12 protein-coding genes and 1 riboswitch are annotated in these 11242 nt (G+C 41.8%); of the genes, 5 read left to right on the top strand and 7 right to left on the bottom strand.

All coding sequences use genetic code 11. The features are described from left to right. Positions 1 to 60 precede the first annotated feature (60 nt). Both AAFM34_RS14130 and AAFM34_RS14125 read right to left on the bottom strand, forming a co-directional pair. Positions 61 to 792: a chromosome partitioning protein ParA gene (locus AAFM34_RS14130; protein WP_341663884.1), complete on the bottom strand. Its 732-nt coding sequence runs from the start codon at positions 790 to 792 to the stop codon at positions 61 to 63. A gap of 19 nt (positions 793 to 811) precedes the next feature. Beyond that, the gene (locus tag AAFM34_RS14125) at positions 812 to 970 is read right to left on the bottom strand and encodes a hypothetical protein (RefSeq protein ID WP_172971825.1); all 159 of its coding nucleotides are present in this window, start codon (positions 968 to 970) and stop codon (positions 812 to 814) included. A 247-nt stretch (positions 971 to 1217) separates the two neighbouring features. Between AAFM34_RS14125 and AAFM34_RS14120 the strand changes: the two genes are divergently transcribed. Continuing rightward, the gene (locus AAFM34_RS14120; RefSeq protein WP_341663881.1) at positions 1218 to 1556 is read left to right on the top strand and encodes a 50S ribosome-binding protein YggL; all 339 of its coding nucleotides are present in this window, start codon (positions 1218 to 1220) and stop codon (positions 1554 to 1556) included. 42 nt (positions 1557 to 1598) lie between these two features. Here AAFM34_RS14120 and AAFM34_RS14115 read toward each other — a convergent pair whose 3' ends face one another. Beyond that, entirely contained in the window at positions 1599 to 1841 is a 243-nt protein-coding gene (locus AAFM34_RS14115) for a hypothetical protein (protein ID WP_114785501.1), read from the bottom strand. Between the two features lie 393 nt (positions 1842 to 2234). Further along, positions 2235 to 2331: riboswitch (glycine riboswitch) on the top strand. A 106-nt stretch (positions 2332 to 2437) separates the two neighbouring features. On the opposite strand from AAFM34_RS14115, the gene AAFM34_RS14110 reads away from it, so the two are divergent. Further along, positions 2438 to 3808, top strand: coding sequence for a sodium:alanine symporter family protein (locus AAFM34_RS14110; RefSeq protein ID WP_341663879.1), 1371 nt, complete (start codon positions 2438 to 2440; stop codon positions 3806 to 3808). A gap of 56 nt (positions 3809 to 3864) precedes the next feature. Here AAFM34_RS14110 and AAFM34_RS14105 read toward each other — a convergent pair whose 3' ends face one another. Together AAFM34_RS14105 and AAFM34_RS14100 are read right to left on the bottom strand one after the other, a co-directional pair. Beyond that, the gene (locus tag AAFM34_RS14105; protein WP_341663877.1) at positions 3865 to 4518 is read right to left on the bottom strand and encodes an isochorismatase family protein; all 654 of its coding nucleotides are present in this window, start codon (positions 4516 to 4518) and stop codon (positions 3865 to 3867) included. An 18-nt stretch (positions 4519 to 4536) separates the two neighbouring features. Continuing rightward, positions 4537 to 5250: an NUDIX domain-containing protein gene (locus tag AAFM34_RS14100; protein ID WP_341663875.1), complete on the bottom strand. Its 714-nt coding sequence runs from the start codon at positions 5248 to 5250 to the stop codon at positions 4537 to 4539. 248 nt (positions 5251 to 5498) lie between these two features. Here AAFM34_RS14100 and pncB point away from each other — a divergent pair, with 248 nt between their 5' ends. Further along, complete coding sequence (gene pncB, locus AAFM34_RS14095) at positions 5499 to 6740, top strand: nicotinate phosphoribosyltransferase (protein ID WP_341663873.1); 1242 nt, start codon at positions 5499 to 5501, stop codon at positions 6738 to 6740. Positions 6741 to 6793: 53 nt separating this feature from the next. Here pncB and AAFM34_RS14090 read toward each other — a convergent pair whose 3' ends face one another. After that, the gene (locus tag AAFM34_RS14090; protein WP_341663871.1) at positions 6794 to 7420 is read right to left on the bottom strand and encodes a LysE family translocator; all 627 of its coding nucleotides are present in this window, start codon (positions 7418 to 7420) and stop codon (positions 6794 to 6796) included. A 226-nt stretch (positions 7421 to 7646) separates the two neighbouring features. Between AAFM34_RS14090 and AAFM34_RS14085 the strand changes: the two genes are divergently transcribed. Then, positions 7647 to 9236, top strand: coding sequence for a carboxypeptidase M32 (locus AAFM34_RS14085; protein WP_341663869.1), 1590 nt, complete (start codon positions 7647 to 7649; stop codon positions 9234 to 9236). 215 nt (positions 9237 to 9451) lie between these two features. Here AAFM34_RS14085 and AAFM34_RS14080 read toward each other — a convergent pair whose 3' ends face one another. Further along, positions 9452 to 10255, bottom strand: a complete 804-nt coding sequence (locus tag AAFM34_RS14080; protein ID WP_341663867.1) for a hypothetical protein — start codon at positions 10253 to 10255, stop codon at positions 9452 to 9454. Positions 10256 to 10799: 544 nt separating this feature from the next. On the opposite strand from AAFM34_RS14080, the gene AAFM34_RS14075 reads away from it, so the two are divergent. Next, on the top strand, positions 10800 to 11216 hold the full coding sequence (locus tag AAFM34_RS14075; protein ID WP_341663865.1) for a hypothetical protein: 417 nt from the start codon (positions 10800 to 10802) through the stop codon (positions 11214 to 11216). The last annotated feature ends 26 nt before the right edge of the window (positions 11217 to 11242 follow it).

Here is an 11242-nt window from a genome sequence, read left to right as displayed (position 1 = left end):
TTGAACAGCAAAATGTCGCTTAATGAAGTGTCCAGTCTGGCTGGAGCAGATCAAAGTGATTCACAAACCTAACTCACTAGCTAACGCCTTAATCTGTTTCAAGTCCATTTGATGCACACGAATCATTTGATTCACATGGCTTAAGCGAGAATTAGCTTCATCCTGTTTGTCACATGCATCAGATTTAGCTTCCCACGACGTTCCCTCCAAGTACAAATCACAGTCAGCTTTCAACTGTTTTAACTTTGGCTGAAGATCATCACGCTCTTTTTCTAAAGCTTCCAATTCCTGCTTCACTTTAAGCTCCTGCTGAAACAATTCGCGTGAACGTTCAAACATGGTCGCTTGCATATCCGCTTGCCTATTCAGCTTACGATTTTCTTGAGTCGTCTGGGCAATACTCTGTTTTTGCTCGTTGAGTTGCTCTTCTAAAGAAAGGTTCACTTTTTCCAATTCAGCAACCTGATCATTTAAGCTTTTTATGGTTTCATCAAAGGTGTGTTTCTTTTCATCTATCGCCTTAGTTAACTTAGCCTGGATCTCAGCGTCGACCCGAGCCACTTTATCTTCGACCTCGTCAGTTAACTGCTTTTTCTCTTCCACTAGTTCCTGATATTTGGTTTCTAACCCGTGGTATGCCTCTTGCCATTTGGAAGAAGTCAAAGATGAGCCTATCAGTCCACCTAGAGCAGCTCCTAGTAAACCAGCAATGATTATGTACAGGTAGCTCCGTTTATCTCTTTCTTCGATAACTACGACATCATCATTTTCAACATCAGACTCGTTATTCACTGTTTTTGCTCCTACTGAATTAACGCATTAGTTCGGTCACGACTAAAGCCGAGGTGTAGATTAAAAAACCTGAAATCATGGTAATAACGACATATCTTTGCAATTTTTCATTGGTCCGATATCGAATCAATACAAAGGCCAATGCAGCCAAAAATACGATAGCGATCAATCTCGTCATACACTCTCCTTAGCCACCCGAACAAGTTTTCCTCTTTCTTGCTTTAAGTTATACCATTTTTTGAGGTTCTACGGTCAGCGCCAAGTCTGTTTTACGCGCTTTTGACCCAAATAATCATTTAAAGATATCAGCTTTGTCTCAAACTACTGTGCATCAATCAGTTATTTCACATAACACAGCTCACAAATTTGGGTGGACAGTAAAAATGAGGTATAAATAAAGTTCTTATGTCCAAGGTGTAATGATAATGAAACCATTCAAGTTAGATAACAAAAAGCGTCGCATTCAAAAGAAACTATTTCTTGGTGAGTTTGCGATGCTCGGATTTGAAGTAAGCTGTGATACAAAGATACAAGACTTTGATAGCTACGATACCTTTGTTGATGAGTTTATTGACTACATTGACGCTTTAGACTTAAGTTTCGGCGGAGGTGGCCTAGAGCTTTTTGAAGGCTTTATCTGCCATGCTGAGAGATATAAAAGTGTTAGCAGTGAGCAACAGGCAAAAGTTGTTTCTTGGCTTGAGGCTCGCCAAGATGTGAAAACAGTTCGTGTTGGCGAATTAGTAGATGCAAACTACTTTTAGCACCAAGTAAAGGTAACGCCACACAGGCGTTACCTATCTTCTTCACCTTACTTCAAGGCCTAAGTTGTATTGCGCTAGACATCGAGTGACATAACTCACCTTCAAAAATGCCGCAATGATAATAGTACTGATATGCGCGGCTACCTGCGCCTCTAAACTGAAGGCATCAGCATATGGATACGCAATGATCACACTCACAACCAGTGCTAAAAAAGTGATGGTTAAACCGATATTTGAAACAGCCAATAGTGTTTTAAATGTATCGCGAGTTGGTTGATTAAACATAATGACTCCAGTGCTTACGTTCATTTCCTTTATACATAGCATTTCTCTTGCCAACTTTAATAATACATATTATCAACCACTTATATCAGACCATCTCAAAAAATAGTCATAATGACACGACCAAATTAATAGTCCAAATGACACAGAAAAACCCAAAAGACTCAACTTTCATTATCTTTAGTCAAAAAATACATTGAATTGCACAATAAACATGATAAATTTCACACTTCGATTGTGACCACACTTTCGACTTACTTTTGTTTAGTAATTAAACAATCGTTCCAATGAAGATGGCAGGAGAGTGGTTTTTCGCCAATTTGCACACAAATGGCCGAATAACCTACCGAAGAAGTAAATCTTTCAGGTGCTGTGCATGCAGCGTGGACTGTCATTGGAGGAACCTCTGGAGAGAGCCGTTTAATCGGTCGCCGAAGGAGCAAGCTCACGACAAGTGAGTGAAACTTTCAGGCAAAAGGACAGAGGAGTGCAAAGAATAACGCAGATAAAGTAAACTTTTTGTCCAAAATCTTGGCTTAAGCCATTGTCTGTGCGCTTTCACTCTTCTCCTTAGTAACATTTATCACTATGGGGAATTCATGAACAATCTTCAATCTTTACTTACCACAATAGACAACTTTGTCTGGGGCCCTCCACTATTGATACTGCTTGTCGGTACTGGTGTTTATTTCACGTTTCGTTTAGGGCTACTTCAGTTTAGATACCTGCCAAAAGCACTAACCATGCTGTTTAGTAAGCACGACTCAAACAAACAAGGAGATGTATCTAGTTTCGCCGCTTTATGTACCGCTCTTTCTGCCACTATAGGTACAGGTAATATCGTTGGTGTCGCCACCGCCATTAAGCTAGGTGGTCCTGGTGCTTTATTTTGGATGTGGCTTGCAGCTCTTTTTGGTATGGCCACCAAATATGCGGAATGTCTCCTTGCGGTTAAATACAGAAAAGTCGATGCGAATGGCCAAATGATCGGTGGGCCTATGTATTACCTTCAAGATGGCGTGGGCTCTAAACTTCTTGCAACCTTATTTGCTATTTTTGCCCTACTCGTTGCCTGCTTTGGTATCGGAACGTTTCCTCAGGTCAACGCGATTCTCGATGCAAGTGAAATATCTTTCGGTGTGCCACGTTCATTCGCCGCGATTACGCTGACACTTTTGGTCGCTTTCGTCACTTTAGGTGGCATTAAATCAATTGCTAAAGTGGCAGGTAAAGTCGTCCCTGCAATGGCAATATTTTACGTATTAGCATGTGTTGGCGTCATCATAGTTAATGCCGATCAGTTGATCCCTGCCATCCAACTGGTGCTTGTTTCAGCCTTTAGCTCTAGCGCTGCAACAGGTGGTTTTTTAGGGGCTAGTATCATGCTTGCGATTCAATCAGGCATTGCCAGAGGCGTGTTCTCCAATGAATCCGGCCTTGGTAGCGCTCCTATGGCAGCCGCAGCAGCTAAAACAGATTCTTGCGTGAAGCAAGGTCTAATTTCAATGACAGGAACCTTCTTTGACACCATCATAATATGCACCATGACGGGTCTGGCTCTAATTCTGACTGGAGCATGGCAAAGTGACTTCTCAGGCGCAGCAATGACGACTCATGCATTTGCTGTTGGACTTGATTCAGCAACACTCGGTCCTATGCTTGTTTCAACTGGCCTTATATTTTTTGCCTTCACGACGATTCTAGGCTGGAACTATTATGGTGAGCGCTGCGTGGTATTCCTGCTAGGAACCAACGCTGTTTTACCATACAAAATAGTGTTTGTTGCTCTAGTTGCATCAGGTGCCTTTTTGCACCTCGACATGATTTGGATACTTGCCGACATTGTTAACGGACTAATGGCAATCCCCAACCTGATTGGCTTACTTGCCCTGCGCAATATCGTTGTCGAAGAGACCAAACTTTACTTTAGCCAGTTCAACCAGGCTGTAACAAACAAAGCAGTTGCTTAATTCATAATGCGTATACAATGCGAAGCCTAATAACTTCGCATTGTTTATTTCGCTCTTTATTCGCTGACTATACCAGCCGCACCTTCGACCAAACTTACTCCCTTCTCAAAAAATTCTTGAGTCAATTGGTCTACATTTTCAGGGAACACTGCCCGTGTCGAGGCTAAATTTAAAATCACCTTAAAGCCTGCGTCTAACAATTGTTCTATCGATTTTTTTACACAAAAGTCTAACGCTAAACCGCCCACGATAACGGTTTCAACTTTGTTAGCTCGCAAATACTCAATTCCACCAGTCGACAAAACGTCCGCTTGATCATGATAAAAAGCACCATAAGGATGGGCGTCAGGGTCAATGCCCTTATTGATCTGGAAATCATAGTCTCGAATCTGTGGTAAACCGGGAAGTAGTTCTGCTCCTAAGGTCCCCACGATACAATGCGGATTCCATTTAATATCAACCTCTGGAAGGCCTACTGGCTCGAGCATATTTTCTGGCTTTTCCGCTTCCCAAGCAGCACCTGATGGATGCATATCTCTCGACACTAAACAAAAATCAGCCTTGCTGTGGTTTTCAATTAACTCGCTCACTATATCAAGAGCACCAGCAACAGGAAGCTCGTTTGGACAGAGCTCACTAAAGCCTTTTTGAGGATCAACATCAATTGACGCGGTTTTGCTTTTTTCTACTTTCACCGTTTGTAAAATCATTACTTACTCCTAGCACCTCTAACGCAGGCAAGTTTGAAAATACGTTACCGTATTTTCAGCCAAACTATATACCTGAGCGGGTTTTCCACCTTTTCCTCGATTGGTCGAGGCCATTTTATTTGCACTGACAATAACACCGGTATCGATAAGGCGTCGTTTGACTGTCATTCTGTTTACTTCAACACCAAACTTTGCGTAAGCCGCTATGATGTCTGAAACTAAGAATTCTTTATCCAAAGTAAACAAAGCAACCGAGGTATACTCCACTGCTGCTCTAAGCTTTTTCCAAGCTAATTGAATTAACTCTGCGTGATCAAAAGCCAGTTCCATTTGATTATCTAAGATGGTATTTAACGGGAACCACTTGAGATGTTCTTGCCCCAAGCCACAATTATCTATTTGTTCAATATTGGCTCTATTAACGAGCGCATAATGGGCAATGGTAACACTCCAACCGTCTGGATCGCGCTTAGGATTACCGTCAACCATAGGTTCGCTAATGTAATTTGGATATGTGTGAATCTTTTGGCGGCAAATGCGTTTGCGCGCTGCCTCGAAATCTTCATCAGCTTTTTGCCCGCCATTTTTAGACATATCTTGCTCAAAAACAAACCCACCGGGAATAGCCCAAAGGCCTGGCTGTGGACGCTCTGGATTAGCTCTTTTAATCAACAAGGTTTCCAGTCCATGCTCACCTAGTCTGAGGCATATCATGTCGATTGTGACAATCATTATAGATTCCCAAAGTTCTTAAACTGTCACGTACCTTACCATTGAAATGTTGCGGGTCAATAAGAAAGTAACAAATAGTGACTAACCTCATCAAATAGCATTACTATATATATGAGTTAAATTAGAATGATTACTATGAATTAGATCAAATCTACACAATATAAGTTAGTAACATAATTTGACAAACCATGTGCTGTTTGATTAAAGTCCCCTAAATCAACATAACAGACACATTTAGGATAGGCTTGATGAGGGCTTCACTGTTTAACGATACTATTATCCAAAGTGCATTAGATCTTGACGTATACAAAATCAATATGATGTTTGCGGCTCGTAAATACTACCCTAATACTCAAGTTCGTTATGAGCTCATCGTGCGCTCCAAAGAAGACCTGTCTGACTTAAGAACTGATGTAACTCGAGAAATCAATCGACTAGCCAACTACCAATTTGGTGATCAAGAAATTAGTTACCTCAAGAATCAAGCTACTTATCTAGATGAAGATTTCTTTCTCTATCTCAGTGAATTTAGATTCAAGCCCATGCAGCAGACGACAGTGAGTGTTGTTAATGGGCAGTTGCGCGTCTCAATAAGTGGTATCTGGCACGAAACGATTCTCTACGAAACCCTTGTGATGAGTATTATTTCTGAGGTACGCAACAAGGCGCGTTGGGGCTGTATTCCGGAGCATCAATTTACACAAACTCTAGAAAAGAAAATTGCTTTCCTAAGAGCTGAATTAGACAAAAGGCAAATTACCAATTTTCAGTTTTCTGAGATGGGAAGCCGCCGTCGGTTCAGCTCAAAAGTGCAATATGAGCTTATCCGTTACCTAAACCAACAAGCCCCAGACTTGATGTCTGGCACCAGTAATTATCACCTCGCCAAACAGTTTGGCATAAAACCAATAGGGACAGTCGCTCACGAGTGGTTTATGGCCCATCAACAGTTTGGTAATCCCACGCTTTCTCAACAAGTTGCCTTAGACACATGGCACCAAGCGTTTAATGGCACTCTAGGAATCGCCTTAACCGATACCATAGGCATTGATACATTCTTAAAAGACTTCACCTATGAAAGAGCAGCAGCCTATGCGGGAGTTCGCCATGATTCTGGCAGCCCATTTGATTGGGGCGATAAAATATTGGCTCATTACCAATCGCTCGGTATCGACCCAAAATCCAAGACTCTGATCTTTACCGACGGGTTGAACTTCGAAAAAGCGTTGGAAATCTGCCAATACTTTGGTGACAGAGCGAATATCAGCTTCGGAATTGGTACATTTCTCGCCAATGATATGGGCGATTGGTCTAATGATAGGAATAGCTATCAACCTCTGTCTATGGTGATAAAAATGACAGAATGCAATGGTTCTTCGGTTGCAAAAATTAGCGATGAGCCAGAAAAAGCCATGTGTGAAGACCCGATTTTCCTCACTAACTTAAAACAGCGTTTTGGCCTACCAAACACACTTGATAAAGCAAGTTAAGTCAATAAAATACCTTTTTAGCGCCTTAAGTTAGGCGCTAAATCATACTTGGTTCAGTCTTCGCTCATTAACTTGATACCTAACCCTACCAAAACAACGCCCGTCGTTGCCTCCATCCTACGTAGGAAGTTCGTGTTACCGATCATGTTTTTTGCGCAACTTAACGACACAGCTAAACCACTTTGCCAAATCATTGCGATTACAAAGTGAATACTTGCCATCGTCATTGTTTGGACGATTGCCGAACCCTCAGGGTTTATGAACTGAGGTAAAAAAGCCAAGTAGAACACAGCCGTTTTGGGGTTAAGCACATTCGATAAAAAGCCTTCTCTAACCGAGCGTTTTATGTTGCTTTGGTTTTGAGTTCCTGAACAATTGATGGCATCAGATTTTCCGTTGTAGATATTTTTAAGTGTACTTAGCCCTAGCCAAATAAGGTAAACAGCACCTATCATTTTAACCATACTAAACAACTGTGCTGACTGGGCTAAAATTGCCGAGATGCCCACAGCGGACAAGGTCGCATGAACAAATAGGCCAATGCAGATGCCAAGACTGGCGGCTATCCCATCTTTCGCCCCACCACGGGAGGCGTTTCGTATCACTAATGCCGTGTCTAGACCTGGGGTTAAAGTCAAAATAGTAATAGCAAGTAAAAAGGCTTCGATATTAGCGATCATCCTGACTCCTAAACAAGGATCTCTGAAGTGCTTTGATATTTAACTGCTCTTTTTAACACCAAATTGTCTTGTTGGAAAACACTAATAATTATTTGGGGTTAATGAATATGATTCCATAACGTGAGATATAACAGATAATTAATCGCATTATTAACTGGGAGCACTTGGTATCAGAGTTTGAGATTGATACACTTTTAGCCTTATTAATAGTCAAGGAAGAACGCTAATGAGCGCATTTGAAAAACTAAAGCAGCATTCAAAAAAGATTTCTCATTTCAATCACCTTGCGGCTATCTGCGGCTGGGACCAAGCGGCGGTTATGCCAAGCGGCGGTAATCAAGCTCGCTCCGAAGCCATGGCTGAATTATCTGTCCACATCCATAGTCTGCACACACTACCTCAGCTAGAAGAATGGTTTAACCAAGCAGAAAATGAGCCTCTTGAGTCAGCAGATAAAGCAACACTACGCGAGCTAAAGCGTGAATGGCAACAAGCCAACGTGCTACCAGAGTCCTTAGTCCAAGCCAAATCTTTAGCAGGCTCCAAGTGTGAACATGCATGGCGCACACAGCGCAAAGACAATGACTGGGCTGGGTTTGAAAAAAACTGGGCAGAAGTGGTGCAACTCTCTCAAGAAGAAGCGCAGATCAGAGCAGAGGCCAATGGCACAACACCTTATGACGCTATGTTGGATATCTATGAGCCAGGCACCAACTCCGCCTCTCTTGATAATCTTTTCTCCGATGTAAAAAGTTGGCTGCCCGACCTTATCAACCAAGCGATCGAAAAACAGTCCAGTGATCAATACCTAATGCCTGAGGGAGAATTTTCATCAGCGAAACAAAAAGCGTTAGGTTTGGAAGTCATGAAAATGCTGCAATTTGACTTCAACCACGGACGTTTGGACGAGAGCATGCACCCTTTTTGTGGAGGCATACCTTCAGATGTTCGCATTACCACCCGCTATGATGAGAACGAGTTCGCTCAGTCATTAATGGGGATTATTCATGAAACTGGCCATGCCCGCTACGAGCAAGGGTTGCCCAAATCACTATCAGGTCTTCCTTCTGGTGAAGCCCGTTCTATGGGTATTCATGAATCTCAATCACTGTTTTTTGAAATGCAAATAGGTCGAAGTAACCGCTTTATCGCCCATTTAGCAAACTATGCCGCAAAACATTTTGATGGGCATAACCCAGAGCTTTTCTCGCAAGAGAACTTTTACAAACTTTATACTCGGGTGAAAAAAGATTTTATCCGCGTAGACGCCGATGAACTCACCTACCCTGCTCATGTGATACTGCGTTATGAGATTGAGCGTGACCTAATTAATGGAAAAATTAAGCACACAGACGTCCCTGAGTTGTGGAATGATAAAATGCAAACCTATCTCGGCCTTTCAACCGAAGGTAACTATCGCAATGGCTGTATGCAAGATATCCATTGGACAGACCCCCAAAGAACAATAGTAACAAAAACTCAAGGTACTGAAAATAAACAAAAAAGACTGAAAAAACACAACTACAAAGATGGGTGCATGCAAGACATTCATTGGTGTGATGGAAGTTTTGGCTACTTCCCTTCTTATACACTTGGTGCGATGTATGCGGCGCAATTTATGGCTGCAATGAAACAAACTGTGAATGTGGATGAGGCGATTCGCTCAGGAGACATGACTCCAATCTTCAATTGGTTGTCAGATAACATCTGGAGCAAAGGCAGCTTGCTGACGACAGATGAATTAGTCAAACAAGCGACAGGCGAAACTCTAAATCCCGCGCATTTTAAAGATCATCTTCGCAATCGCTACTTATGATTGTGACCAAACAGCAGCCCCGCCAGGGCTGCATTGGATTAGATATGACAGAAGAAGAAAAGCTTGAGCTCGTTAGTCTCGTTTTGAAAATATTGACGACGATGATCTGATGGATGGAGACGAGTTCTTTGATTCACTTGATGACATTGAAGAATAAGCTGGCCCCTTCCCGCGAAGCGGGCCAACTTCAAAAAAGAAACTAAAGATCGACTTACTTACTTACTCACTAACTTATCCTTTTTTACATCTCTATAAACGACTTTAACTTCAGAGCTCCTTGATCTCGGTTCTTGATACAAACTAACCTCAGGAATATCTAATTGTTTAGCTAGTTCGATTTGCTGCTCAAGCAATTTAATAGCTCCGTCTTGCGGCGATGACTCAGGAAACTTGCCGTTTTCAGCTTTGTATTTAGTGCGATAAGTGCGCTTCATTACTCGCACATCTTTCAACTGATACTCAAGCTGTTCAACTTTATTTTTTGTCTTTAATATCTCAGTGATTTCAAGATTCGCTTTCTCGATCAGCTTTTCGTAATGCCTTATTTTTTGCGACTTAGTCATTCCTGGGCGACCTGAGCCCTCATGTTCTTTGCCGAATTGGCTTTCATCTTCAACTTCAATGTTTTGAATGGTCGTTGCTTGACGACGAATGTACTTCTTCAAGCGCTCGACTTCGTCAGCCTTTTTTCGACCAGCTTTGTCTTTCACCTTGTAGCCGATAATATCGCTTTCGTGCCAAGGATCTAATCCTTCTTCCGCTTCAAGTTTACGATAAGCATTTAACGAAACTTTGTATTTGTCCAACGCTCTGCGTTGAAGAACAGCCAGCTTCACTGGCGGTCTGCCCATTCGCTTTTCTGACTCAGCAAACTGTAGCTCTTTATCTCTCTGAAGCTGCTCGAATTCCTCAGTAAGAGTTTCTTGATAGAGCTTGTGATCACGCGAAGCGCGGCTTCTTGCTTTATCGATTTCAGATGTCTTTTTTCTACCTCGCGTCTCTGCTTTCTTTTCAGTCATGCTGCTCTCCAACTTTTAAACCCAGAAAAGTATATTAATATTATTCGCAAATGTAAATAAAAACCAAATCAAACTAACTAGCATTCAAACCAGATTTTTCCTACTCAATTTATAAACAAAAAAAGAACTAAACCTCTAAGTTAAAAGAGACATTTAGGCACAACTTACACTGGCGCAAGAGAAAGTTGCACTAACGCAAGAGAAACTTGCACAAATGGGTCCGTTTTAATTGACAAGCAAATTAATTTCTATTATCAAACGAAAAAGTATTGGTTAGCATCTATTATTGCTTGGTATAATAAATGTATATCAAGAAATTCACTCTCTGTGAAAGCGAAAGAAAAAAGAGCGGGTTTCAATTTTTAAGGAGTATGTTCATAGCCAGCTATCTTTTACATACCCAGTTAAGTTCTTCACTTCGTGACTCTCAAACTGGATGTAAAAACTGGATACTCAAGCCCGGTGGGCTCTGCGTTAACGAACAACAAAAGGAAGTGCCAACACAATACAACAAATAAGAAAGCGATATAGAGAGGTATCTATCATGAACGCTTCAAATAAAAAACTAGGCGCACCAACAAAAGCTGACGAACACAAACACAACAGCTACATCAAACTCTACCTAACTGCCGATCAAAAAAATTGGGTAAAACAACAACAAAAATTAGCTGGCTTTAAAAGTACTTCACGTTTCTTGTTCACCCTGCTCAGCAGAGCCAGCATGAGTCAGCAAATTACTCTCGCAGTGAACAAACAGATCAATAACGACCTTCAACTCCAGCTCAGCAAGCTTGGCAACAACGTAAACCAAGCTATCGCCTTTCTGCACTCTACTGGCGACGTTCAATACATCGAACAAACCAAGAAAGAACTAGAGCTAGTAATGCTCACTCTTCAGCAAGTCTCAGCTGAAGTTCGAACGCATGCTGACAAGCAACCAGCGCCTCAATTCCCTCACTAATTGAGCACCAAGGGGCTCTTAGAGCC

The organism is Vibrio sp., from assembly GCF_038138445.1.
In the GTDB taxonomy this organism is placed as follows: Bacteria; Pseudomonadota; Gammaproteobacteria; order Enterobacterales; family Vibrionaceae; genus Vibrio.
This window is presented reverse-complemented; position numbering and strand designations above follow the sequence as displayed.

What these genes read in the sequence shown, in the direction of transcription:
- AAFM34_RS14120 (WP_341663881.1), top strand. Translation starts at nt 1,218, where the DNA reads ATGAAACCATTCAAGTTAGATAACAAAAAGCGTCGCATTCAAAAGAAA.
- AAFM34_RS14090 (WP_341663871.1), bottom strand. Translation starts at nt 7,420, where the DNA reads ATGATCGCTAATATCGAAGCCTTTTTACTTGCTATTACTATTTTGACT.
- AAFM34_RS14105 (WP_341663877.1), bottom strand. Translation starts at nt 4,518, where the DNA reads ATGATTTTACAAACGGTGAAAGTAGAAAAAAGCAAAACCGCGTCAATT.
- AAFM34_RS14110 (WP_341663879.1), top strand. Translation starts at nt 2,438, where the DNA reads ATGAACAATCTTCAATCTTTACTTACCACAATAGACAACTTTGTCTGG.
- AAFM34_RS14075 (WP_341663865.1), top strand. Translation starts at nt 10,800, where the DNA reads ATGAACGCTTCAAATAAAAAACTAGGCGCACCAACAAAAGCTGACGAA.
- AAFM34_RS14100 (WP_341663875.1), bottom strand. Translation starts at nt 5,250, where the DNA reads ATGATTGTCACAATCGACATGATATGCCTCAGACTAGGTGAGCATGGA.
- AAFM34_RS14085 (WP_341663869.1), top strand. Translation starts at nt 7,647, where the DNA reads ATGAGCGCATTTGAAAAACTAAAGCAGCATTCAAAAAAGATTTCTCAT.
- pncB (WP_341663873.1), top strand. Translation starts at nt 5,499, where the DNA reads ATGAGGGCTTCACTGTTTAACGATACTATTATCCAAAGTGCATTAGAT.
- AAFM34_RS14125 (WP_172971825.1), bottom strand. Translation starts at nt 970, where the DNA reads ATGACGAGATTGATCGCTATCGTATTTTTGGCTGCATTGGCCTTTGTA.
- AAFM34_RS14080 (WP_341663867.1), bottom strand. Translation starts at nt 10,255, where the DNA reads ATGACTGAAAAGAAAGCAGAGACGCGAGGTAGAAAAAAGACATCTGAA.
- AAFM34_RS14115 (WP_114785501.1), bottom strand. Translation starts at nt 1,841, where the DNA reads ATGTTTAATCAACCAACTCGCGATACATTTAAAACACTATTGGCTGTT.